This is a genomic window from Actinoplanes sp. NPDC023714 (assembly GCF_040639855.1).
Lineage (GTDB): Bacteria > Actinomycetota > Actinomycetes > Mycobacteriales > Micromonosporaceae > Actinoplanes.
This window is the reverse complement of sequence record NZ_JBFAAR010000001.1, coordinates 511,665-535,014: the sequence shown is the minus strand read 5'-3', so window position 1 is coordinate 535,014 and position 23,350 is coordinate 511,665. Positions and strand designations below refer to the sequence as shown.

Annotated in this window: 25 protein-coding genes; 8 read left to right on the top strand and 17 right to left on the bottom strand. The window is 70.9% G+C overall.

Annotation, left to right across the window (positions count from 1 at the left end; translation table 11 throughout):
- Together AB0G10_RS02660 and AB0G10_RS02655 are read left to right on the top strand one after the other, a co-directional pair.
- On the top strand, nt 1-624 hold the full coding sequence (locus AB0G10_RS02660) for an ATP-binding cassette domain-containing protein (RefSeq protein WP_360915391.1): 624 nt from the start codon (nt 1-3) through the stop codon (nt 622-624).
- Entirely contained in the window at nt 621-2,105 is a 1,485-nt protein-coding gene (locus AB0G10_RS02655) for a DUF6297 family protein (protein ID WP_360915388.1), read from the top strand. The genes AB0G10_RS02660 and AB0G10_RS02655 overlap by 4 nt, the downstream gene beginning before the upstream one ends.
- Nucleotides 2,106-2,303: 198 nt before the next feature.
- On the opposite strand, the gene nucS is transcribed toward AB0G10_RS02655, so the two are convergent.
- Complete coding sequence (nucS, locus tag AB0G10_RS02650) at nt 2,304-2,963, bottom strand: endonuclease NucS (protein ID WP_360915386.1); 660 nt, start codon at nt 2,961-2,963, stop codon at nt 2,304-2,306.
- A gap of 54 nt (nt 2,964-3,017) precedes the next feature.
- Between nucS and AB0G10_RS02645 the strand changes: the two genes are divergently transcribed.
- Genes AB0G10_RS02645 through AB0G10_RS02630 form a run of 4 tightly spaced genes read left to right on the top strand, consistent with a single transcriptional unit; the run spans nt 3,018 to nt 8,330 of the window.
- Nucleotides 3,018-3,641 carry a DUF4126 domain-containing protein gene (locus AB0G10_RS02645; protein ID WP_360915383.1) on the top strand — a complete coding sequence of 208 codons (624 nt, stop codon included), beginning with the start codon at nt 3,018-3,020 and terminating at the stop codon, nt 3,639-3,641.
- 8 nt (nt 3,642-3,649) lie between these two features.
- Nucleotides 3,650-4,966, top strand: coding sequence for a hypothetical protein (locus AB0G10_RS02640; protein WP_360915380.1), 1,317 nt, complete (start codon nt 3,650-3,652; stop codon nt 4,964-4,966).
- A 57-nt stretch (nt 4,967-5,023) separates the two neighbouring features.
- The gene (locus tag AB0G10_RS02635) at nt 5,024-7,573 is read left to right on the top strand and encodes an FtsK/SpoIIIE domain-containing protein (protein WP_360917932.1); all 2,550 of its coding nucleotides are present in this window, start codon (nt 5,024-5,026) and stop codon (nt 7,571-7,573) included.
- Nucleotides 7,560-8,330 (top strand): hypothetical protein, encoded by a 771-nt coding sequence (locus AB0G10_RS02630; RefSeq protein WP_360915377.1) that lies wholly within the window; start codon nt 7,560-7,562, stop codon nt 8,328-8,330. Before AB0G10_RS02635 ends, AB0G10_RS02630 begins: the two co-directional genes overlap by 14 nt.
- Before the next feature lie 12 nt (nt 8,331-8,342).
- Here the strand turns inward: AB0G10_RS02630 and AB0G10_RS02625 are convergent, their stop codons facing one another.
- On the bottom strand, nt 8,343-9,191 hold the full coding sequence (locus AB0G10_RS02625; protein ID WP_360915374.1) for a 3-hydroxyacyl-CoA dehydrogenase family protein: 849 nt from the start codon (nt 9,189-9,191) through the stop codon (nt 8,343-8,345).
- A gap of 123 nt (nt 9,192-9,314) precedes the next feature.
- On the opposite strand from AB0G10_RS02625, the gene AB0G10_RS02620 reads away from it, so the two are divergent.
- Nucleotides 9,315-9,647, top strand: coding sequence for a hypothetical protein (locus AB0G10_RS02620; RefSeq protein ID WP_360915371.1), 333 nt, complete (start codon nt 9,315-9,317; stop codon nt 9,645-9,647).
- A 3-nt stretch (nt 9,648-9,650) separates the two neighbouring features.
- On the opposite strand, the gene murA is transcribed toward AB0G10_RS02620, so the two are convergent.
- Complete coding sequence (gene murA / locus AB0G10_RS02615; protein WP_360915368.1) at nt 9,651-10,940, bottom strand: UDP-N-acetylglucosamine 1-carboxyvinyltransferase; 1,290 nt, start codon at nt 10,938-10,940, stop codon at nt 9,651-9,653.
- 55 nt (nt 10,941-10,995) lie between these two features.
- Between murA and AB0G10_RS02610 the strand changes: the two genes are divergently transcribed.
- Nucleotides 10,996-11,577, top strand: a complete 582-nt coding sequence (locus AB0G10_RS02610) for a cob(I)yrinic acid a,c-diamide adenosyltransferase (protein WP_360915365.1) — start codon at nt 10,996-10,998, stop codon at nt 11,575-11,577.
- Here the strand turns inward: AB0G10_RS02610 and AB0G10_RS02605 are convergent.
- The 14 genes from AB0G10_RS02605 to glyA form a co-directional block, all read right to left on the bottom strand.
- Nucleotides 11,533-12,378 carry a PhzF family phenazine biosynthesis protein gene (locus AB0G10_RS02605; RefSeq protein ID WP_360915362.1) on the bottom strand — a complete coding sequence of 282 codons (846 nt, stop codon included), beginning with the start codon at nt 12,376-12,378 and terminating at the stop codon, nt 11,533-11,535. The genes AB0G10_RS02610 and AB0G10_RS02605 overlap by 45 nt on opposite strands.
- Before the next feature lie 70 nt (nt 12,379-12,448).
- Nucleotides 12,449-12,916 carry a DUF2550 domain-containing protein gene (locus AB0G10_RS02600; RefSeq protein WP_360915359.1) on the bottom strand — a complete coding sequence of 156 codons (468 nt, stop codon included), beginning with the start codon at nt 12,914-12,916 and terminating at the stop codon, nt 12,449-12,451.
- Between the two features lie 8 nt (nt 12,917-12,924).
- Entirely contained in the window at nt 12,925-13,206 is a 282-nt protein-coding gene (locus tag AB0G10_RS02595) for a F0F1 ATP synthase subunit epsilon (protein WP_196413689.1), read from the bottom strand.
- Nucleotides 13,207-13,277: 71 nt separating this feature from the next.
- Nucleotides 13,278-14,426, bottom strand: a complete 1,149-nt coding sequence (locus AB0G10_RS02590; protein ID WP_360915356.1) for an LCP family protein — start codon at nt 14,424-14,426, stop codon at nt 13,278-13,280.
- Between the two features lie 176 nt (nt 14,427-14,602).
- Nucleotides 14,603-16,048, bottom strand: a complete 1,446-nt coding sequence (gene atpD, locus AB0G10_RS02585) for a F0F1 ATP synthase subunit beta (protein ID WP_360915353.1) — start codon at nt 16,046-16,048, stop codon at nt 14,603-14,605.
- On the bottom strand, nt 16,045-16,974 hold the full coding sequence (locus AB0G10_RS02580) for a F0F1 ATP synthase subunit gamma (protein ID WP_360915350.1): 930 nt from the start codon (nt 16,972-16,974) through the stop codon (nt 16,045-16,047). The genes atpD and AB0G10_RS02580 overlap by 4 nt, the downstream gene beginning before the upstream one ends.
- 2 nt (nt 16,975-16,976) lie before the next feature.
- Nucleotides 16,977-18,542, bottom strand: a complete 1,566-nt coding sequence (gene atpA / locus AB0G10_RS02575; protein ID WP_360915347.1) for a F0F1 ATP synthase subunit alpha — start codon at nt 18,540-18,542, stop codon at nt 16,977-16,979.
- A gap of 75 nt (nt 18,543-18,617) precedes the next feature.
- Nucleotides 18,618-19,439 carry a F0F1 ATP synthase subunit delta gene (locus tag AB0G10_RS02570; protein WP_360915344.1) on the bottom strand — a complete coding sequence of 274 codons (822 nt, stop codon included), beginning with the start codon at nt 19,437-19,439 and terminating at the stop codon, nt 18,618-18,620.
- Nucleotides 19,439-19,990: a F0F1 ATP synthase subunit B gene (locus AB0G10_RS02565; protein ID WP_360915342.1), complete on the bottom strand. Its 552-nt coding sequence runs from the start codon at nt 19,988-19,990 to the stop codon at nt 19,439-19,441. Before AB0G10_RS02565 ends, AB0G10_RS02570 begins: the two co-directional genes overlap by 1 nt.
- Nucleotides 19,991-20,022: 32 nt before the next feature.
- Nucleotides 20,023-20,247, bottom strand: a complete 225-nt coding sequence (locus AB0G10_RS02560) for an ATP synthase F0 subunit C (protein ID WP_360915339.1) — start codon at nt 20,245-20,247, stop codon at nt 20,023-20,025.
- A gap of 75 nt (nt 20,248-20,322) precedes the next feature.
- Nucleotides 20,323-21,111 carry a F0F1 ATP synthase subunit A gene (gene atpB / locus AB0G10_RS02555; protein WP_360917931.1) on the bottom strand — a complete coding sequence of 263 codons (789 nt, stop codon included), beginning with the start codon at nt 21,109-21,111 and terminating at the stop codon, nt 20,323-20,325.
- A gap of 14 nt (nt 21,112-21,125) precedes the next feature.
- The gene (locus AB0G10_RS02550; protein ID WP_360915336.1) at nt 21,126-21,359 is read right to left on the bottom strand and encodes a hypothetical protein; all 234 of its coding nucleotides are present in this window, start codon (nt 21,357-21,359) and stop codon (nt 21,126-21,128) included.
- Between the two features lie 210 nt (nt 21,360-21,569).
- Nucleotides 21,570-22,016: a hypothetical protein gene (locus tag AB0G10_RS02545; RefSeq protein ID WP_360917930.1), complete on the bottom strand. Its 447-nt coding sequence runs from the start codon at nt 22,014-22,016 to the stop codon at nt 21,570-21,572.
- Between the two features lie 32 nt (nt 22,017-22,048).
- Nucleotides 22,049-23,338 carry a serine hydroxymethyltransferase gene (gene glyA / locus AB0G10_RS02540; protein ID WP_360915333.1) on the bottom strand — a complete coding sequence of 430 codons (1,290 nt, stop codon included), beginning with the start codon at nt 23,336-23,338 and terminating at the stop codon, nt 22,049-22,051.
- Between the last annotated feature and the right edge of the window lie 12 nt (nt 23,339-23,350).

Sequence of the window (23,350 nt, the reverse complement as noted above, 5' to 3'; positions counted from 1 at the left end):
GTGGATCATCCGGCGGTCGAGGTCAGCGGTCTTCACGTCAGCTACGGCTCCACGCCGGTCCTGGTCGACGTCGGCCTGGTCGTGCCGGCCGGCGCCGGCGTCTGCGTGACCGGGGAGAACGGCATCGGCAAGTCCACGCTGCTGCGCTGCGTGAGCAGCCTGCAGCAGCCGGACGCCGGCGAGATCCGGGTGTTCGGCGGCGAGCCGGGCGACACCCCGGAGTTCTGGCGTGCCGTGGTCACCACCGTCGAGCCGCCGACCTGGTACCCCGGCCTCACCGCCCGCGAGCACGCCGAGCTGGTCTGCCGCGCGCACGGCCACGACCTCTCGGCGATCGACGAGGCGCTCGAGCGCTTCGGGCTGGCCGGGCACGCCGACGCCATCCCGCCGTCGCTCTCCTCGGGTCAGAAGCAGCGCCTCACACTGGTGCTCGCGCTGATCCGGCCGAGCTCGCTGCTGATCCTCGACGAGCCGGAGCAGCGCCTCGACCCGGACGGCAAGGCCGCGGTCGCCGCCATGCTGGCCGAGTACCTCGCCGACGGCGGCTCGCTGCTGATGGCGAGCCACGACGACGCGTTCGCGGCCGCGTCCGGCGCCGCGGTGACCACGATGGACTCGTTGTGAGCTCGCCGGCCGTCCCGCTGCGCCCGGTCCGCCGCTGGATCCAAGCCACCCAGGCGTCGCATCGGGAACGCGGCGCCACCCTCAGCAACGTCTACGTCGGCGTGCTCTTCGTCGCGATCACGGCGGCCGTCTTCGAACGCCAGCTCATGGCCGTCTTCTGGCCCTCGGACCCGTCGCTCTCCGGTCCGGCCGGCGTCGCCGTGGCGGTGATCTGCGGCGCCCTGCTGCTGCTCGCCCTGCGGCAGCTCGGCCCGATCACGATGAGCCGCCCGGCCGCGTACTTCCTGCTGACCGCGCCGGTGAGCCGCCGCCGCCTGCTGCTCCCGTCGCTGCGTCTCGCGGCGGCCGGCGCGGCACTGGCCGGCGCGGCCACCGCCTTCGCGATCCTCGGCCACGCCGGCAACCGCGACGATCTCACCGACTCGCTGATCGTCGCGGGCGCCCTGACCGGCCTGCTGATCTTCCTGGCCGCGGCGCTGGCCCAGACCGCGCGGCACGGCGCGGGCCTGCTGGACCGCCTCGCCTCGCTGGCGCTCGCCATCGGCCTGGCCGAGCTCGTCGCGGAGGCATCCGGCTGGGTGCCGCCGGCACTGACGATCCGGCCTCCGGCCGTCTCGCTGCTTCCGCTTGCGCTGGTCGCCCTCCTGGGCTTCCTTCATCTTGTACGTTCCCTCGCGCGCACCCGCAACGACCGCATCCTGGAGTCGGCGAAGACGGCCGGCACCCTCTTCGACGCGGCGTTCGGCATGGAGCCGTCCTGGGTGGCCGACATGGTCGAGAGGCGGTACTGGGCGAACCGCCGGCTGCGCTCCACCCGGCTGCCGGCCCGGCTCCCGATCCTGACCGGCCAGGACCTGCTGCTGGCCGGCCGCCGGCTCCCGCGCCTGCTCTGGCTGGCCGGCGGCACCACGCTGCCGCTGCTGCTGACCCCGGCGCCGCGCTGGCTGCTCGCGGTCGTCCTGCTGATCGCCACGATGGTCGCCGCGCGCACGTCCTCGGCCACGATCCGGACCGACGCCGGCAACCCGGTGATGTCCCGGCTCCTCGGCCTGACCTCGCGCGAGGCCCTCTACCAGCGACTGTGGGTGCCCGCCGGGCTGGCCGCGATCTGGGCCACCACGGCGCTGGCCCTGCTCCAGCTCACCGGCCACCTGCCGGCCGGACCCTGGTGGGCGCTGGGGCCGGCGATCGCGCCGGCCGCCGCGGCGGCCGCGGCCCGGCACGCCCGGACCGGGTTCGTCCGCAACGACCTACTGCCGCTGGACACCCCGATGGGGACGGTCTCGACCGGGCCGCTGGTGAACTCGCTGGCCGGCCCGGACATCCTGCTGCTGGCCCTGCCGGCGCTGATCGCCCTGGCCCAGGACCACCCGCTGTCCTGGACCACCGTCGTCCTGCAGGCGGCGATCGCGGTCTTCGGTTGCCGCGCCTACGTCAACGCCACGACGGCCGAGGACCGGACCGAGCTGACTCCCCGCTGACCCTCCCACCATCGCGCATCGGACCCGAACTCAACACGCGGAAGCGGCACCATCTTCGCGTGTTGAGTTGAGGCGCGCATCGGACCCGAACTCAACACGCGGAAGCGGCACCATCTTCGCGTGTTGAGTTGAGGCGCGCATCGAACCCGAACTCAACACGCGGGAGCGGCACCACCAGGGGCGGAGGGGTGAGCGGCGTCAGAAGAGGGTCAGCTCGTCGCGCTCCATGCCGCGGAGCTTGTCGTAGTCGACGACGACGCAGCGGATGCCCCGATCGGTCGCCAGCACCCGGGCCTGCGGCTTGATCTCCTGGGCCGCGAAGACGCCCTTGACCGGGGAGAGCAGCGGGTCGCGGTTCATCAGTTCGAGGTAGCGCGTCAGCTGCTCGACGCCGTCGATCTCGCCGCGCCGCTTGATCTCGACGGCCACCGAGCCGCCGTTCTCGTCCTTGCAGAGCAGGTCGACCGGGCCGATCGCGGTCATGAACTCGCGGCGGACCAGCGTCCAGCCCTCGCCGAACGTCTCCGGGTGAGCGGCCAGCAGCTCCTGGAGGTGGGCCTCGACGCCGTCCTTGACCAGGCCCGGGTCGACGCCGAGATCGTACGAATAGTCCTGGAAGATCTCCTCCAGGGTGATCCGCAGCTCCTCGCCGGCCTTGTTGACCACCTTCCAGACGCCCTCCGACTCCCGCAGCTTGCACGGCGGGCTCATCCAGTTGAGCGGCTTGTAGGCACGGTCGTCGGCATGGATCGACACCGACCCGTCGGCCTTCACCATCAGCAGCCGGACTGCCGGCGGGAGGTGGGCGGACAACCGCCCGACGTAGTCCACTGAACACTTCGCGATGACCAGACGCACCGGACGAGGTTAGCCCAAGAGGCGGGACGTGCGTGCCGGTGCCATGCTGACTGAGTGTTCGAAGTCCTGACCGGCACCGGCCTGGCGGCATCCGCGGGCCTGAATGCGTATATCCCCCTGCTGACGATGGGACTGCTCGCCCGGTTCACCGACGCGATCGACCTGCCGGCCGGCTGGTCCTGGCTGTCCAACGGCTGGACCCTGACGATCCTGGCCCTGCTGCTGGCGATCGAGGTGGTGGCCGACAAGGTTCCGGTCGTCGACCACTTCAACGACGTGGTGCAGACGTTCGTCCGGCCGACCGCCGGCGGCCTGGCGTTCGGCGCCGGCTCGACCTCCGAGACCGTGACGGTGGCCGACCCGGGCGCGTTCTTCAGCTCGCACGCGTGGGTGCCGATCGTGGCGGGCGCGGTGATCGCGCTCGGGGTGCACGGGGTGAAGGCCGCGTCCCGGCCGGTCGTGAACGCCACCACAGCGGGCTTCGGCGCGCCGGTCGCCAGCACGGCCGAGGACTTCGGCAGCGTGGTCATGTCGGTCCTCGCGATCGTGCTGCCGATCCTGGTCCTGATCGGGCTGGCGTTCCTGCTGTTCTTCTCGTTCTGGGTGCTGCGGCGGCGCAACCGGCGCCGGGAGGCGAGAGAGGACAGGGCTGTCGATACGCAACGCCTCTTTGGTTGACTCTTCCGGTGGCCGCTCTCGCCGTTCCCGTCTTCACGCTGTCCGCGTGGCTCGCCTGCTACCTGGTCGGGCGCGATCCACGTCGGACGGTCCTGCGCTGGGCGTCGGCGACGCTGTGGGCGTACGCGATCGGGCTGTTGATCTGGACGGTCACGGACGGCGGCGCCCTCGCCCAGATCTGGCTCTGCCTGCCGGCGCTGGGCTGGGCGGGCGCCGTCGTCGCGCTGCTGCCGCTGACGCCCCGGGAACGGCGGCCGATCGACCGGGGGGCGCTGGTGCTCGGCGTGCTCTTCCTGGTCATGGTGATCGCGCTGCCGCCGATGGGCCGGCTGGTGGCGCTGACCCCGCTGGCCGGCGCGCTGACGCTGCTCTGGCGGGGGCGCGCACAGGTGTTCCCGCCCCGGCTGCCGGCCACCATGACGATGCTGGCGGTGCTCTACGCGGCCGCGCTGGCCCTGCTGCTGACGCCGTCGGCGAACGCCGAGATCCCGGCGCTCGCGGCGCTCGGCGTGGACCTGCTGGCGGCCGGCTACCTCATCGCGGTGGCGCACGCCGTGGAGACCGGTGAGCGGCTGCGGCCCGACCTGCGGCGCTCGGTGACCGGGGCGATCGCCGTGACGGTGCTGGCCGGGGTGCCGGCCGCGGTCACCGTGATGCTGTCGCCCGGCCACGACGTAATCGTGGTGCTCCAGTTCATGATCCTCGCGGTCGCGGCGGCCGGCGTCGGGCTGTCCAGCCGGGTGCGGCGGCTGCTGGACCGGGTGGCGCTCGCCGACGAGGGTCCGTTGCGGACGGACCGGGCCGCGCTCTTCACCAACGCCGAGGCGCTGCTGCGCCGCCGGGAACGCCGCCGGCTGGACGCCATCAGCGAGCCCGAGTTCCTCCGGCTGACCCGGCGGGCGCTCACCGACTTCGGCGACCTGGACCGGCTGACCCGCAGCCCGCTCACCGACCTGCCGGTGGTCGAGCGGCGGCTGGCCGGCCGGGAGGACTCGCCGCGGGCGCGGGCCCGGGAACTGCGCGCGGTGCTGCGCGAGTCGGTCTCGGCGCTGCGGCCGGCCGGGCCGTTCGGGACCACCGACGAGTGGCGCTACTACAACGTGCTGCAGTTCTGCTGCGTGCTCGGCATCGACCCGTACGCGCGGAGGCCCCGCACCGACGGCGTGAGCCGGGAGGCGCGGCTCGCCGCCGACTGGTTCCGGCGGTACGTGCCCCGCGACGTGACCCGGCAGTGGCAGCAGGAGGCCGGCATGGTCGTCGCGGGCCGGCTGTGGGAGGAACTGAGCGGCCGTAACCTGCACGAGATCACGACACGCAACGGCTAAATGCCCGAATTGGGCAGATATGGCTAAACTCCCCCAACATGGACTCCGGGGGTGCGCGTGGGTAGTCACCGCAACGCGTTGGTCGCCGCTGTCCGGCAGGAACTCGCCGAGGCTCGGGGCACCGCACGGGCGGTGCTGGCCGCCGCGGAAACCGCACGGGGCGAAGCTCAGCACCGCAAAGGGCTGGTGCGGGAGGCGTACGCCACCTGCCTGAACCAGCTGGCCGCGGCGCGCGAGGCGGCCCGTGACGACATCCAGCGGCGGTACCGCAGCGAAGCGGTACGCCTTGCCGGTCACCTGCGAGGGCTCGCCACGGTCACCGCCACCGGCGCGGCCGGCGCGCCGTGGCGGGTGTGGGCGCCGAGCGAGCCGGAACCGGGCGGACGGCCTGGCCTGCTGCGCATCGGCACGATCGCGTTCGAGGAGACGGCCGCCCTGCCCGGGCTCGTGCCGCTGCTCGACGCGGCACACCTGCACCTGGCCGGGCCGCCGGCGGTCCTCGACCAGGTGATCACCGGCCTGCTGCTGCGCGCGCTCGGCAGCACCCGGCCCGGCGACGTGCAGCTCACCGTCTACGACCCGGAGCAGCTCGGCGGCACGCTCGCGCCGTTCGCCCCGCTGTCCCCCTCGCTGGTCGGGCCGGGCGCGCTCGGGTCCCTTCTGGACGAGCTGGTCGAGCACATCTGCCGGGTCAACGCCATGCCGGGGCCGCGTACCGAGCCGTGGCGGCTCGTCGTGCTGCTCGCCGACCGGGCCACCGGGGCCGAGATGACGCCGGTGCAGCGGGCGCAGCTGGAGCGGATCGTGCGGAACGGCGTCGCGGCCGGGGTCCACCTGCTGGTCCGCGGCCTGGACCTGGTGGACCACGCGAGCGTCGAGCGGATCGTGGTGTCCGAGCGGACGGCGTACTGCGACTCACTCGGGACGCTGCCGATCAGCCTCGACCCGCCGCCGCCCGCCGACCGGGTCGCCGCGTTCTGCAAGGCGGCCGCCGACCGGCTGCGGGCCGGGCCGGCCCCGGCCAGGCTCAGCGACCTGGAGCCGCCGAAGTTCTGGGCGGCGTCCTCGGCGTACGGGCTGCCCGCCCCGATCGGCGACTGCACCGACGGGACGATGGTCGAGGTGCCGCTCGGCGACGAGTTCCCGCACGCGCTCATCGGCGGCCCGTCCGGCTCCGGCAAGACCAACCTGATCCACGTCTGGCTCTCCTCGCTCGCCACCCGGTACGGCCCCGAGGAGCTCGCGCTCTACCTGCTCGACTTCAAGGAGGGCGTCTCGTTCGCGCGGTACGCCCCCGGCTCGCGCGACCCGAGCTGGCTGCCCCAGGTGCGGCTGGCCGGCATCAACGTGAACGCGGACCGCGAGTTCGGCCTGGCGATGCTGCGGCACCTCGCCGAGGAGATGCGCACCCGGTCGCTCGCCGGGAAACGGCACGGCGCCGGGACGCTCGCCGGGCTGCGGGCCGCCGACCCGGACGGCCACTGGCCGCGGATCGTGGCCGTCGTCGACGAGTTCCAGGCGCTGATCACCGGGCGGGACGCCACCGCCGAGGAGGCGGCCGGCCTGCTCGAGGACATCGCCCGGCGGGGCGGGGCGCAGGGCGTGCACCTGATCCTCGCGTCCCCGGACACGATCGGGGTGCAGGCGCTCTCCGGCTGCTTCCCGCTGCGGATCGCGCTGCCCAAGGCCCGCCGGATCCTGCCCGACGACAATCTCGCGGCCGCGGTCATCCCCCGCTACCACGCGGTCGTGAACACCGCCTCGGGCGCGGCCGGCGCGAACCGGATCGTACGGCTGCCGGACGCCGGCGACCGGACCGTCTGGCGCACCCTGCAGCGGCGGCTCTGGCGGTCCCGGCCGATCGGCTGCGAGGAGCCGCGCCTGTTCGACGGCAACGCGGTGCCGCGGCTGCCGGCGGCGTACCGGCTCGCCGCCTTCTCCGCACCGGGGCCCACCCTGATCGGTTCCTCGCCGGGCGCCGTTCTGGGGGAACGGATCGACGTGGCGGCTCAGCCGGCCCGGCTGCGACTCGGGCGGATGCCGGGGCGCAACCTCGCCGTCCTCGGCGCGCGGACCGACGAGGCCTGCGACGTGCTCGCGGCCGCGGCGCTGTCGCTCGCGGCACAGGGTCCGGCGCACTTCAGCGTGATCTGCCTGGCCCCCGAGGCGGAACGTGCGGCGGCCCGGCTGGTCGCCGAGCTGCCGGCCGCCGATTGGTACGACTCCTCGGACGTCACGTTCGACCTGCCCGCCACCGAGGTACCGCACTACGTGCTCGGGTACGCGCTCGACGCGGCCGGCCCGGCGCACCGGCCGTCGCTGCGGGCCCTGCTGGACAGCGGGCCCGAGCGCCGTACGCACGTGCTCGGCTGGTGGCGTACCGTCCCGAGGCTCCGCGACGACCTGGGCGGCCTCGGCGCCGACCTGGACGCCATCGGCGCCTGGGTGGCCCTCGACGTGGCCGGCGCCGACCTGACGCCGCTCTACCCGCACCCCGGCGGCCCGGTCTGGTATCCGCGCCCCCGGCGGGCCCTCTTCTTCGACCGTTCCGTGCACCGCACACCCGAAGTGATCATCCCGTACGAGGTGAACAGTGACCACACGTGACCGGCAGCCGCTGGGGCGCGACTACCAGCTGATGGTGAGCGCCCTCGCCGAGGTGAACAAGCGCCGCGACACCGAACTGGACAGCGCGGAGCAGGCGTACCAGGACAACGCGGCACGGGCCGCCGGTGAGCTGGCCCGCGCCGAGCACGACGCGCTCACCGCCGACCGCTGGGCCGGCGCGGCGGCCGCCCAGGTCCTCGACGTGGACCGGGAGGCGGCCCGGCTCTGGGACCAGCTGCGCCGGGCGCGCGGGATGCGGGTGCGCGCGCTGGGCGAGGTGCCCGAGCCGGCCCCGATCGAGGCGATGCCCCGGGTGGCCCTGCAGCGGCGGCCCTCCGGGGAGTCCGGGGAACCCGGCGCCGGCACGGCTCTCACCCAGGGCCGGCAGTCGCCGCGGGTGCTGCTGGCCCGCGCCCAGGACCGGATCGACGTGACGGTCCGCCCGGCCGGGCGCGGGCTCACCCGGTGGGTGTTCCCGCTGCTGCCACTGGTGGGCGCGCTCTGCGCGGCCCTGGCGGGCCTGGTCGCCGCCGGGTTGGTGACCTTCGGGGGTACGGGGGTACCCGGCGGCGTGCTGATCCGGGGTGTCGGCTGGCTCGGGTTCCTGGTGGCGCCGTCGACCGGGGTGCCGGTGGCCGCCTGGCTCGCGCACCGCCGGCTGCACGCGCGGCTGGACATCGGCGGCATCGGGTTGACGCTGCTCGGTGGCATGGTGGCGGCCACGGCGCTGTCGCTGGCGTTCGCCGCGCAGCGCTGACACCCCGGTTTCTCAGTAGGTGTAGAAGCCCTTGCCGGTCTTGCGGCCCAGGTCGCCGGCCGTGACCATGCGCTGGAGCAGCTCCGGCGGGAAGAACTTCTCGTCGGCGGTGTCGCGGTAGATGTTGCCGGCGGCGTTGAGCATCACGTCGAGGCCGGTCAGGTCGACCGTGGCGAGCGGGCCCATGGCGTGCCCGAAGCCGAGCTTCATGACGGTGTCCAGGTCTTCGGCGCTGACCACGCCCGACTCGACCAGCTTGATCGCCTCGACCAGGATCGCGGAGAAGAGCCGGTTCGACACGAAGCCGGCGACGTCGCGCTTCACCTCGACGCAGGTCTTGCCGACGCCCTCGGCGAACGAGCGGGCGGCCGCGAGCGTGGCGTCCGAGGTCTGGTAGCCGCGGACCAGCTCGACCAGCTTCATCATCGGCACCGGCGAGAAGAAGTGGATGCCGACCACGGACTCCGGCCGCGCGGTGACCGTGGCGATCTGGGTGATCGGGATGGCCGAGGTGTTGGTGCCGAGGACCGCGCCCTCCTTGCAGATCTTGTCGAGCTGCTTGAAGACCTCGTGCTTCGCCTCGATCTTCTCGAAGATCGCCTCGACCACGACGTCGGCGTCGGCCGCGGCGTCGAGGTCCGTGGTGGCGGTGATCCGGGACAGGGTGGCCTCGACGTCCGACTCCGGGATCTTCCCCTTCACCGCGAACCGGGTCAGCGACTCCTCGATCGCGGCGAGACCGCGGTTGAGCGAGGCGTCGGTGACGTCCCGCATGGTGACCTGCCAGCCGGCCTGCGCCGAGACCTGCGCGATGCCGGAGCCCATCAGACCGGAACCGATGACCGCGAGACGACCCGCCATAGCCCACTCCTTCGCCGTTGAATGTCGCCCCACCTTAACGGGGTTACTTAACGAAGGCTCAGGGCGGTTCTCGATCGGGGCAATTCCCCAGAAATCGGCGCTGAGCGGTGCCACACTGTGCCCATGGCCACGAGCGACGGCTGGTACCTCATCGGACCGTTGATCGCCGTCGGTCTGGTCGGCTTTCTCGGCGCGGTCTTCTGGCGGATGGGCCTGCAACCCACCGGCGCCCCAGGCGGGGAACCGGACGGTCTCTCGATCTTCTCCGAGTACGAGGACTACGGACTGCTCTGGCCCGCGGCCGTCACGGACGACCCGGAGGTCGCCGACGAGATCCGGCGGCTGCTCGCCGATGCGGGCATCCGAGCGACGAGCGCGACCCGGCGGGACGGGCGGGTCAGCGTGCTGGTCTTCGCCGAGGAGGTCGAGGAGGCCAGACGCCTGGCCCAGTCCTGACCCTCAGAAGTCGAACGTCGGCTCGGGTACGTCGGTGCGCTCCACCTCGACGCCGAGGCTTGCCAGGTCGTTGACGAAGTCGGGGTAGCCCCGGTCGATGTGGTGCACCTCGCCGACCTCGGTCACCCCGTCCGCGCACAGCCCCGCGATCACGAGGCCCGCCCCGGCCCGGATGTCGGTGGCCCGCACCGGCGCGCCGGAGAGCCGCTCGCGCCCGTTCACGACGGCGTGGTGCCCGTCGGTACGGATCTCCGCCCCCAGCCGGACCATCTCGTTCACGAACATGAATCGTCCGTCGAAGATGTTCTCGGTGATCAGCGAGGAGCCCTCGGCCACGGTCGCGAGGCCGAGCGCCATCGGCAGCAGGTCGGTCGCGAAGCCCGGGTAGGGCAGGGTCACGATGTCGACGCCGCGGGGGCGTTCGGTCATCCGTACCCGAAACTGGTTTTCTCCCGGCTCGACCGTGGCACCCGCGGTGACCAGCTTGTCCAGCGCGATGTCGAGGAATTCCGGCCGGACGCCCTTCACGGTCACGTCGCCACGGGTCATCACCGAGGCGAACGCCCAGGTGCCGCCGACGATCCGGTCGCCGACGGTGGTGTGCTCGACCGGCTTGAGCGGCCCCTCCACGCCCTCGACCACCAGCGTCGACGTGCCGGCGCCCTCGATCTTGGCGCCCATCGCGGTGAGCATCTCGCAGATGTCGACGATCTCCGGCTCCCGGGCCGCGTTGTCGATCTCCGTGACGCCGCGGGCCAGCACGGCCGCCATCAGCAGGTTCTCGGTGGCGCCGACGCTCGGGAAGTCCAGCCAGATCTTGGTGCCGCGCAGGCCGTGCGGCGCCGAGGCGATCACGAAGCCGTGCTCGTTGGAGATCTCCGCGCCCATCCGGGCCAGGCCGGAGACGTGCATGTCCAGACCCCGGGAGCCGATCATGTCGCCGCCGGGCAGCGCCACCCGGACGTAGCCGCGGCGGGCCAGCAGCGGGCCGAGCACGCAGATCGACGCGCGCAGCCGGCGGACCAGGTCGTAGTCGGCTTCCGCGCCGGGCTCGGAGGGCACGTCGATGATCGCCTCGTTGCCCTTGAGCTCGACGTCGCAGCCGAGCCGGCGCAGCACCTCGGCCATGATGGCGATGTCGGTGATGCGCGGGACGTTCGCCACCACGCTGCGGCCCTCGGCGAGCAACGCGACCGCCATCAGCTTCAGCGCCGAGTTCTTCGCCCCACCGACGGCGACGTCACCGGCAAGCCGCGCGCCACCCTTCACCCTGATCACATCCACGCGGGCCATCGTAGGGTTCCCGCGCCCGCAGCGCCTCGTAGGGTCGGCTCGTAGGGTGGGTCGCATGGCTGTCCATCTCACCCGTATCTACACGCGGACCGGCGACGCGGGCCAGACCCGCCTGGTCAACAACGAGGTCGCGCCGAAGACCGATCCGAGGATCGCCGCCTACGCGGACGCGGACGAGTGCAACGCCGCGCTGGGTGCGGCGCTCGCCCTGGGCGATCTGCCTTCAGATGTACGAGGGGTGCTCGCGCGCATCCAGAACGACCTCTTCGACCTCGGGGCGGATCTCGGCAACCCGCTCACCGACGAGGTCCTCGAATACACGCCCTTGAGGATCACCCCCGCGTACGTGGAACGTCTCGAGGGCTGGTGCGACGAGTACAACGAGAGGCTGACGCCGCTCGACAGCTTCATCCTGCCGGGTGGCACCCCGGGCGCGGCCCTGCTGCACGTGGCCCGGACCGTGGCCCGCCGGGCCGAGCGCTCGGCGTGGGCCCTCGTCGAGGCCGACCCGGAGCGGACCGCCGTCGAGCCGGCCAAGTACCTGAACCGCCTCTCCGACCTCCTGTTCATCCTCTCCCGGGTGGCGAACCCGTCAGGCGACGTGAAGTGGGTCCCCGGCGGTCCCCGCGCCGAGTAGCCCGGCGGTCAGGGCGCCGTCGATGACCGTGACGGCGTGACCGGCGAGCTCGGTGCGGCCGCCCCGGAGCCGCACCCGTACGAAACCGCCCCGGCGGGAGGCCTGGTACCCGGTCAGCTCGTCCCGGCCCAGCCGGGCGGCCCAGTACGGCGCCAGGGCCGTGTGGGCGCTGCCGGTGACCGGGTCCTCGTCCACGCCCACGGCCGGGCCGAAGAAGCGCGAGACGAAGTCGTAGCCGCCGCCCTCCCCGGCGGCGGTCACGATGACCCCGCGGTTCGAGAGCGGGATCAGGGCGCGCAGATCGGGGACGACCTCCCGGACTGCCTTCTCGCCGGCCAGCTCGACGAGGAGGTCGTCGGTGTCCGGTCCGGTGTGGTGCACGGCTTTCACCTCGGCGCCGAGCGCGGCCGCCAGCGCGGGGCCGGCCTCGACCGGCGTGAGCGGCGCCGTCGGGAAGTCCAGGGTGATCAGCCCGTCGGCCGCGGTACGGGCCGTGAGGATGCCGCTCCTCGTGGCGAACCGGACGCTCCCGGCGGCGAGCACGTGGGCGGCCGCGAGGGTGGCGTGACCACAGAGAGCCACCTCGACGGCCGGGGTGAACCAGCGGAGGGCCCAATCCGCGCTTTTCGACTTTTCGGAATTGTCGGTAATGGGATGCAGAAAGGCCGTTTCCGCGTGATTGACCTCGGCGGCGACGCGCTGCATCCAGGCGTCCTCGGGGAAGGCGTCGAGAAGCACGACGCCGGCCGGCGCTCCGGAGAAGGGCTGATCGGTGAAGGCGTCGACGATACGGATGCGCATGCGATCGACGGTAGGGCAGCACGAAGCCACGCCGCGCCCCAGGGCGCGATGGGTGCGAGAGGCGTCGGTCTCAGGGCTCGATCGGGCGCGGGCCGAAGACCGGCCTGCTGCGCAGCGCGCCCGGGTCGCGGGGCGGGCCCGCCTCGAGCCAGGAGAGGAAACCGGTGACGGTGGTCTCCGCCATCGCGATCTCCATCTGCGCGCCGCTCGTCGCGCAGCGCAGGACCACCCAGTGACCGGGCATGGTGAGCCGCTCCGGGCCGGTCGGCAGGCGCCGCTCCTCGACCGTGAGCGATCGGCGGTCGAGCACCCTCTTGGGCCGGATCGCCAGGCTGAACATGCGGTGGAAGCGGAGCTCGTCGCCGACGAACTGCCCCAGGCCGGGCGACCAGCCGCGGCCCGGCACCAGCGTGCTGATCCGGACCTGCAGGCGAATGGTTCCGCCGCCGGCCATGAGCAGCCGGCGGCGGAAGAAGATTGCGAAGAGGAGCGCGAGCAGCGCGGCGACGCAGATTCCGACGATTTCCAGAACCCGCATCGTCGGCGTCAGTGGGACTCGGGCGTGGCGGGCGTGGCGCTCTCGGCGAGCACCGTGACGCCGTTCGCGTCGATCGAGAGGAAGCCACCGGCCACGTCGTAGGTGAGCTGCTCACCACCGGCGAGCTTCACCCGGACCTGGGACGGCTCCTTGAGCAGGCCGAGCAGCGGCGAGTGGCCGGGGAGCACACCGATCTCGCCTTCGGTGGTACGCGCGACGAGCATCTCCGCCTCGCCGGACCACACCTTCTCCTCGACGGCGACGACCTCGACATGCAGCTGGTTGGCCACCTGGTCTCCTCTGACTGCAGAACCTGAACGGGTGAAGTCTAAACGGCTGCCCGCGTACGCGTGGTACGGGGTCAGCTGTTGACGTTGACGTACTCCGGGTGGTCGAGCAGGAACGGCGCGATGTCGTCCTTCCGCACCGCCTCGAAGAACGACTCGTAGTCGCCCTGAAGCTGCTCGCCCAGGTATTTGTTGGACCCCGGCGCGAAGAGCCCGCCACCGGGCAGCTTGATCGTGGTCATGTCGTCGGTGTTGACGCCGCGCAGCGCCGTGGCCCAGTCGATCACGCTGTTGCCGCCGCCGTCGAAGGTGAGCGACTCACCGGCCGCGTCCAGGATCGACAGCAGCTTCGACGGGTTGGAGACGACGTCCTTGCTCATGGCCTGCTTCGCCATGGCCTTGATGAACTGCTGCTGGTGCCGCTGGCGGTCGTAGTCGCCGTTCGGCAGCGTGTAACGCTGGCGGACGTAGTCCAGGGCCTCCCACGCCTCGAGGTGGTAGGTGCCCTTCTTGTAGGTCTTCTGCGGACCGGTGTAGGGGTGCGCGCACTTGTCGCAGCCCGGGATGCGCGGGCGCGGCTTCCCGTTCGGCTGGAGGTGCTCCGACTTCACGTTCTGGTCGATCGTCATGGTGACGCCGCCCATGGCCTCGACGATGTCCTTGAAGCCGCCGAAGTTCACGATGGCGCCGGCGTCGAACGTCTTGATCCCGGTCAGCTTCGTGACCGTCTTCGCCAGCAGCTGGAAGCCCTGCTTCACGTCGTGCTCGCCGTTGCCCACCGCGCTGCCGTACGACATCGCCGCGTTGATCTTCGACTTGCCGCCCTTGAAGCCGGTCGGGGCGAACGCCGGGATCTCCACGTAGAGGTCACGCGGGATGGAGAAGAGGTAGACCTGGTCCATCGAGGCCGGGATGTGCGCCACGATGATCGAGTCGGAGAGCGGCGCCGTCTTCGTGTCGCGCGGATCGATGCCGGCGAGCAGGATGTTGATCGGGCCCTTGATCTCGGATTTCTGGGTGGCCGCGGCCGGGTCGCCGATGAGGCTGCCGCCGCCGGCGTCCACGGCGCCGGTGTACTTGGAGATCAGGGCGTTGCCACCGACCAGCACACCGCCGCTGACCACCATGAGCACACTGCCGAAGATCGCGCAGAGACGTGCCCACAGCGGAGTGCGGCGCTTGAAAGACTTAGCCACCCGATCCCCAAAATCTCGCCGGCCCATGCGAACGCGCGGCCAAGCATACCCACGCCCGGGCGGATTTCCGGAACCTCGATTCCCACTCCCAGGCTGCATAAACACAGTTCACAGGTTGGGTGAACGCAGCGGCAGCGGGCGGATACGCAGAAGCCGCGCCGGCGTGCTCGCCGGCGCGGCTCCCCGCGTTCGAAGGGGCTCGATCAGCCCTTCATCAGCTCGTGCGCGTTCTTCTCGAGGTCCTCGAGGCCACCGCACATGAAGAAGGCCTGCTCGGGGTAGTTGTCGTACTCACCCTCGGAGATCTTCTTGAACGCCTCGATGGTCTCCTTCAGCGGGACCGTCGAGCCGGGGACGCCGGTGAACTGCTCCGCCGCGTAGGTGTTCTGCGACAGGAACCGCTCGATGCGACGGGCCCGGGCGACCGTGACCTTGTCCTCCTCGGAGAGCTCGTCCATACCGAGGATGGCGATGATGTCCTGCAGGTCCTTGTACTTCTGGAGGATCCGCTGGACCTCACGGGCGACCGCGTAGTGCTCGGCGCCGACGAACTCCGGCGCCAGGATCCGCGAGCTGGAGGCCAGCGGGTCCACGGCCGGGTAGATGCCCTTGTCGGAGATCGACCGCTCGAGGTTGGTGGTCGCGTCCAGGTGGGCGAAGGTGGTGGCCGGCGCCGGGTCGGTGTAGTCGTCGGCGGGCACGTAGATCGCCTGCAGCGAGGTGATCGCCTTGCCGCGGACCGAGGTGATCCGCTCCTGGAGCTCGCCCATCTCGTCGGCCAGCGTGGGCTGGTAACCCACGGCGGACGGCATACGGCCGAGCAGGGTCGACACCTCGGAGCCGGCCTGGGTGAACCGGAAGATGTTGTCGATGAAGAGCAGCACCTCCTGGTTCTGGACGTCCCGGAAGTACTCCGCCATGGTCAGAGCGGTCAGGGCGACCCGGAGGCGGGTGCCCGGCGGCTCGTCCATCTGGCCGAAGACCAGAGCGGTCTTGTCGAGAACGCCACCCTCGTCCATCTCGAGGATGAGGTCGTTGCCCTCACGGGTGCGCTCGCCGACGCCGGCGAACACGGAGGTACCACCGAAGTTGCGGGCAACGCGGATGATCATCTCCTGGATGAGCACCGTCTTGCCCACGCCCGCGCCGCCGAACAGGCCGATCTTGCCACCACGCACGTACGGCGCGAGGAGGTCGAGCACCTTGATGCCGGTCTCCAGCATCTCGGTCTTCGGCTCGAGGTCGGCGAACGCCGGGGGCTTGCGGTGGATCGCCCAGCGCTCGGTGACGTTCAGCGTCGACGGGTCGACGTTGAGCACCTCGCCGAGGGCGTTGAACACGTGGCCCTTGGTCACGTCACCGACGGGCACCGAGATCGGCGCGCCGGTGTCCTTGACCTCGGAACCGCGGATCATGCCGTCGGTCGGCTGCATCGAGATCGCGCGCAGCAGGTTGTCACCCAGGTGCTGGGCGACCTCCAGCGTCAGCGTCTTGGTGCCCTCGGAGAGGGTGACGTCGACGTGCAGCGCGTTGAAGATCGGGGGCATGGCGTCACGGGGAAACTCGACGTCGACGACCGGGCCGATGACCCGGACGACGCGGCCGACAGCAGTCTCCGCCTTGGTGGGCTCAGCTACAGCAGTCATCACACATCACTTCCCGCCTCGGCCAGCGCGTTGGCGCCGCCGACGATCTCACTGATTTCCTGGGTGATCGCAGCCTGCCGCGCGGAGTTCATCTCGCGCGTGTACCGCTTGAGAAGGTCGTCGGCGTTGTCCGACGCGCTCTTCATCGCCCGCCGCCGGGATGCCGACTCACTCGCCGCCGAGTCCAGCAACGCCGCGTACAGACGGGTGTTGAGGTACTTCGGGAGCAGCGCGTCGAGCAGCTCGTCGGCGTCCGGCTCGAACTCGTACGCCGCGCGCAGACCCTCGGGCTCCTCGTCCTGGTCGCCGACCTGGACCGGCGCCAGCGGCCTCGCGCCCGCGGACTGCGTCATCAGCGACTTGAACTCGGTGCTCACGATGTGGAGTTCGTCCACGCCCGCGATGCCCTCCGGCCCGAACGTGCCGTCCTCGGCCGAGCCGGCCGCGAACGCCTCGATCAGGGCGTCGCCGATGCGCTTGGCGTCGGCGAACGTCGGACGCTCCGAGAAACCGGTCCAGCTGGCGGCGATGTCCCGGTTGCGGAACCGGTAGTAACCGACGCCCTTGCGGCCCACGACGTACAGCGCCACCTCCTTGCCCTCCGACTTCAGCTGAGCGATCAGCTGCTCGGCGGTGCGGATGGCGTTGGCGTTGTAGGCGCCGGCCAGGCCACGGTCACTCGTGATCAGCAGGACACCCGCCCGCTGGACGCGCTCGCGCGCGACCAGCAGCGGGTTGTCGACCGAAGCGTTCTTCGCCAGCGCGCCCAGGACCTTGGTGATCGCCTCCGAGTACGGCCGGGACGCGTTCACCCGCTCCTGGGCCTTGGCGATCCGGCTGGTCGCGACCAGCTCCTGCGCCTTGGCGATCTTCTTGGTCGACTTGACGGTGCGGATGCGCCGCCGCAGCGCCTGTACCTGACCGGCCATGCCTAGTTACCGCTCTCGCTGGCCTGCGAGCCCTGGAACGACTTCTTGAACTCGACCACGGCGCCCTCGAGCGCGGCGATGTTGTCGTCGGTCAGGTTGTTCGTGGACTCGATCGAGGTGTAGACCTCGCTCAGGTTGCGCTTGATGTGGTCGAGCAGCTCCTGCTCGAACTTGCGCACGTCGCCGACCGGGACGTCGTCGAGCTGGCCGGTGGTGCCGGCCCAGATGACGATGGTCTGCTCGGTGACCGAGTACGGCGAGTACTGCGGCTGCTTGAGCAGCTCGACCAGGCGGACGCCCTTCTCGAGCTGGGCGCGCGACGCCTTGTCCAGGTCGGAGGCGAAGGCCGAGAAGGCCTCCAGCTCACGGAACTGGGCCAGGTCGAGGCGGAGCCGGCCGGAGACCCGCTTCATGCCCTTGACCTGCGCCGAACCACCCACGCGGGAGACCGAGGTACCGACGTTGATCGCCGGGCGGACACCCGAGGCGAACAGGTCGGTCTCCAGGAAGATCTGGCCGTCGGTGATCGAGATGACGTTGGTCGGGATGAAGGCCGAGATGTCGTTGGCCTTCGTCTCGATGATCGGCAGACCGGTCATCGAGCCGCCACCCAGCTCGTCGGAGAGCTTGGCGCAGCGCTCCAGCAGGCGGGAGTGCAGGTAGAAGACGTCGCCCGGGTAGGCCTCGCGGCCCGGCGGGCGGCGCAGCAGCAGCGACACGGCGCGGTACGCCTCGGCCTGCTTGGTCAGGTCGTCGAAGACGATCAGGACGTGCTTGCCGTTGTACATCCAGTGCTGTCCGATGGACGAGCCGGTGTACGGGGCGATGTACTTGAAGCCGGCCGGGTCGGACGCCGGGGCCGCGACGATCGTCGTGTACTCCAGCGCGCCCTGCGCCTCCAGGGTGCCCCGGATGCTCGCGACGGTCGAGGCCTTCTGGCCGATCGCCACGTAGATGCAGCGGACCTGCTTGGCGGGGTCGCCGGACTCCCAGTTCGCCTTCTGGTTGATGATCGTGTCGATCGCGACCGTGGTCTTGCCGGTCTTGCGGTCGCCGATGATCAGCTGGCGCTGGCCGCGGCCGATCGGCGTCATGGCGTCGATCGCCTTGATGCCGGTCTGCAGCGGCTGCTTCACGGGCTGGCGGGCCATGACGTTCGGCGCCTGGAGCTCAAGCTCGCGGAAGCCTTCGTTGGCGATCTCGCCGAGACCGTCGATCGGCTTGCCCAGGGCGTCGACGACGCGGCCCAGGAAGGCGTCGCCCACCGGGACGGAGAGGACGCGGCCGGTGCGCTTGACCGGCTGGCCCTCCTCGATGTTCGCGTAGTCGCCCAGGATCACGGCGCCGATCTCACGCACGTCGAGGTTCGACGCGACACCGAGGGTGCCGTCGGCGAACTCGAGCAGCTCGTTCGCCATCACCGAGGGCAGGCCTTCGACGTGGGCGATACCGTCACCCGCGTCGGAGACGATGCCGACCTCCTCGCGGGAGACCTTTTCCTCGTAGGAAGAGACGTAGCGCTCTAGCGCCCCCCGGATCTCGTCCGAGGAGATGGTCAGCTCGGCCATCCTCTGCCTTCTCTGTCTAGCTCGGGACGTCTCCGCCGCCGAGGGGCCTTCTCGATGGAAATCGAGGGGAAATGTCTATTTAGCGAACGCCTGCTTGGCGGCGTTCAGCCGACGCAGGATCGTGCCGTCGTAGAGGTCGGAGCCGACGCGGACGCTGACCCCGCCGATGACCTCGGGGTCCACGCCGACCTTCAGCGAGACCTCGCGGCCGTAGATGGCGGACAGCTTCGCGCCGAGGGACTGCTCCTCGGCGTCGGTGAGCGGCTTCGCCACCGTCACGTACGCCACCTCGCGGTCCCGCTTGGCGGCGGTCAGCTCGACCAGCCGGGTCAGCGAGGCCTCGAAGCCACGACCGCCGAAACCGTCGAGGGCGACCTCGGCGAGCCGGCCCGTGGCGACGTGGACCTTGCCCTTGAGCAAGTCCTGAACCAGCTTAACCCGGCGCTCGACGGTCGCACTGGGGTCACTCAGCGTGACGGCCAGCGCGGAGTCGCCCGCGACGATCTGGCTGAAGCGGAACAGCTCGTCCTCGACGTCGGCCAGCTTGCCGTCCCGGTCGGCCGAGGCCAGCAGGGTGTCCACCCCGAGGCGCTCGGTCGAGTCCAGCAGGTCGGCCGGCGAGGCGAAGCGACCGGCCACCAGGGTGGCCAGCGCGTTCACCGTGGTCTCGGCGAGCTTGCCGGCGAGCAGCGAGCGGAGCAGGTCGGCCCGGTCGCTGCCCGGCCGCGACGGGTCGGTCAGCGCTCGGCGCAGCCGGGGCTGCGCCCGCAGCAGGCCGGCCACCGACAGGATCTCGTCGGCGACCGATGCCAGCTGCGCGGCCGTGGCGGACGCGGTGTCCGCGACCAGCCGGTCCGACGCCTCGCCGTAGGCCTCGCGGCTTACGCTCGACGTCATCAGCGCCGCCCCGTGCCAGTGGCGTCGAGGTCAGCGATGAACCGCTCGACGGTGCCGCGGGTGCGGGCCTCGTCGGCCAGAGCCTCGCCGACGATCTTGCCGGCCAGGTCGACCGCAAGAGTGCCGACCTCGCTGCGGAGCTCCCGCACGATGGACTCACGCTGGGCGGAGAGCTGCTCGTTGCCGGCCGCGATGATGCGGTCCGACTCCTCGCGGGCCTTCGCCAGCACGTCCTGCCGGATGCCCTCGGCGTCGGCACGGGCCTCGTCGCGGATGCGAGCGGCCTCGGTCCGGGCCTCGGCGAGCTGGGTGCGGTACTGCTCCAGCAGCTCGTTGGCCTCGGCCTGGGCGGCCTCGGCGCGCTTGATACCACCCTCGATGGCTTCCACCCGTGCCTGGAACGTCTTCTCCATCTGCGGGAAGACGAACTTGATCAGCACGAAGCAGAGCACCGCGAAGGCGACCGAGCCAACGACGATCTCCTGCCAGATCGGGATGATCGGGTTGTGCTCGGAGGCGCCCTCTTCGGCTGCCAGATAAAGGTTGATCATTGAAACCTCCTAGTCGAGGCTGGAGATCAGAACTAGCCCTGCCAGATGAAGCCGAACGCGATGCCCAGCAGCGCGAGAGCCTCGATGACGGCGAAGCCGATCCAGACGTACGGAAGGGTCAGTCGCGACGACTCCGGCTGGCGGGCGGTCGACTGGATGTAGGCCGAGAAGACCAGACCAACACCGATGCCCGGGCCGATGGCGGCGAGGCCGTAGCCGATGGCGGCGGTGCTACCAACAACGTCGGCGAGAAGCATTCTCAGTTCCTCCTGGTATCTCGCGTGACTGTCACGCGGGACGACAACGGGGTGTAACTAGTAGTTCGGTACTGCTCAGTGCTCGTCGGCGAGCGCGCCCTGGACGTAGCTCGCGGTCAGCACCGTGAAGACGTAGGCCTGGAGGCAGATCACCAGGAACTCGAGGAGAGTCAGCGCGATGGTGAGCAGCCAGGACAGAACCGAGACCGGTGCGAGCAGCACGTTCGCGTTGAGCATCGCGAAGCCGCCGAGCGTGAACACCAGCAGGAGCATGTGGCCCGCGAACATGTTGGCGAAGAGACGAACCGCCAGCGAGAAGGGGCGGACGATGAAGTTCGAGAAGAACTCGATCGGGATCAGCAGCGGCAGGATGAACCACGGCGCCGGCGGGATCAGGGCGTGCTTGAAGTACTTCAGCGGCCCGTGGTGACGCATGCCGACATAGATGAACATCACATAGCTGATCACCGCGAGGACCGTCGGGAACGCGATGTGCGACATCGGCGACATCTGGATCAGCGGCACGATGCCGAAGAAGTTGTTCACGAAGACGAACAGGAACAGCGTCGTCAGGTACGGCGCGAAGCGCACGCCGGCCGGGCCGATCATGTCGACCGCGATGTTGTTCCGCACGAAGCCGTACGCGCTCTCGGCCAGCCACTGCTTCTTGGTGGGGACCAGCTGCGGCTTCCGGTACGCGTACAGGAAGAACAGGATCAGCAGCGCTACCGAGACCCAGATGAGCAGGGTGACTTTGGTGAACCAGTAGTTGTCGTGCTCGCCCCACGGCAGGATGCTGGGCAGGTAGAAGTCCTCGACGCTGGGCGGGAACGCCGCCGCGAGGACCGTCGACTGACCGATCACCATGGCCCTTCCTGTCAGGCGCCGAGCCGGCGCACGATGAGGTACACACCTCCGGCGACACCGAGGACGGCGCCGATGCCGGCGAATATGCCCTTGGTTCCGACGAAGTGGTCAACCAGCCACCCGATCCCACCCCACACCAACATGCCCGCGATGAGATAGGAGACGGCGGTCATGCCCACTCCCGTGTCGGGAGGTTGCTGACCTTTGTCACCGCGAGATTCGGGGGGAGGTTCTTGGCCGGTCATGACGGCCCGAACGATATCAGCAGGAAACACGAAGCTAAGCGGGACCCCCCGCACAACCGCAGTTGTCCAGGCGTCGAGGGTCTCGCAACTGGAAGGACACGGTACTCCTGTCGCGCCAAAACGGAACACGCCACGAGCGGGAAGGTCACCGGATCGTGGCTCCCTGCCCGACTTGTACCGCCCTGACCAGCAACGATAGCGTGCCGTAGATCACTTACGCGCCGTTTTGCGGTACATCCACCAGGCCTGTACGGCGGTCCACACCATGACCCCCGCGACGATGCCGAGGCCGAGCGCCGTCCGGCCGTCCCACTCGCTCGAGACCCCGTACGCGAGGATCACACCGAGAAGGGTGTACTTCACCGTATAGGTGAGCAGACCGAGCGGCATCAGGAGAGCCGGGCGGACCGTGTCGGCCCAGGCGATCACCAGGGTGCTCATCGTGAAGCTCAGGGTGACGATCAGGACGCCGGCCGCCGCGCCGAGCGCCGACGCCGCGCCACCCACGAAGAACCCGGCGGAGGCCGCGAAGGTCAGCAGCGCCATCGAGACCGCGGAGAGGAACGGCAGGTGCTCGACCCGCCAGCGCGGATCCGCGGGGAGCGGGGGGAGATCCGGCAGCGGAGTCTCGGGTTCCTCGTCGGCCGCATCCGGCACGTAGGGAACCACGTCCACCGGTTCTCCACGCCTCACGCCATGACCCCCTGCTCCTCGTAGACCGGGAAACGCCGGACCAGCTCCGACACCCCCTCACGCACCTCGTCCAGCCGGCTCGCGCCGGCGGTCGTGGCCGGGTCGCTGCGCACCGCGAGCCCGACCAGGCCGGCGATCCGCCGCATCTCGTCCTCCCCCATGCCCTGGGAGGTGACGCCGGGCGTCCCGACCCGGAGGCCGGACGCCACCGCGGGCTTCTCCGGGTCGTACGGAATCGCGTTTTTATTGAGGGCGATCCGCGCCCGGGCGCAGCGCGCCTCGGCCTCCCGCCCGCAGACGCCCAGCTCGCGCAGGTCGAGCAGAGCGAGATGGGTGTCGGTGCCGCCGGTGACGGGACGCATCCCCTCCCCGGCCAGCCCGGCCGCGAGGGCGCGGGCGTTACGGACGGTCTGCTGAGCGTACCTCCGGAACGCCGGCATGCCCGCCTCGCGGAGGGCCACCGCCTTCGCCGCGACCGTGTGCATCATCGGGCCGCCCTGCGCGAACGGGAAGACCGCCTTGTCGACCCGCTGGGCGAGGTCGGCCCGGCAGAGGATCATGCCGCCCCGGGGACCGCGCAGCGCCTTGTGGGTGGTGCAGGTGACCACGTCGGCGAAGGGCACCGGCGACGGGACGGCCCGGCCCGCCACCAGGCCGATGACGTGCGCCGCGTCCACCATGAGGTAGGCGCCCACCTCGTCGGCGATCTCCCGGAACCGGGCGAAGTCGATCAGCCGGGGGTACGACGCCGAGCCGCAGATGATCAGTTTGGGCCGGTGGGCCAGGGCGAGGTCGCGCACCTCGTCGTAGTCGATCTCCTCGGTCGACGGGTCGACCCGGTAGGCGATCGGGTGGAACCACTTGCCGGAGAAGTTGGCCCGGCTGCCGTGGGTGAGATGACCGCCGTGCGGGAGACCGAGCGCGAGCACCGGGTCGCCGGGCTCGGCGAGGGCCGCGTACGCCGCGAGGTTCGCCGACGCGCCGGAGTGCGGCTGGACGTTGGCGTGCTCGGCGTCGAAGAGCTCCCGGGCCCGCTCGATGGCGAGCTGCTCGGCCCGGTCCACCTCGGCGCAGCCGCCGTAGTAGCGGTGGCCGGGATAGCCCTCGGCGTACTTGTTCGCCAGCGTCGAGCCGAGCGCCGCGAGCACCGCCGTCGAGGTGAAGCTCTCGCTCGCGACCAGCTGGAGCGTCTCCCGCTGGCGGGCCAGCTCGTCGAGGAGCACAGCGGCGATCTCCGGATCGTCGCGCTCGAGCGCGCCGAAGTCCGGACCCCAGAAGGTGCCCATCCGGCCTCCCCT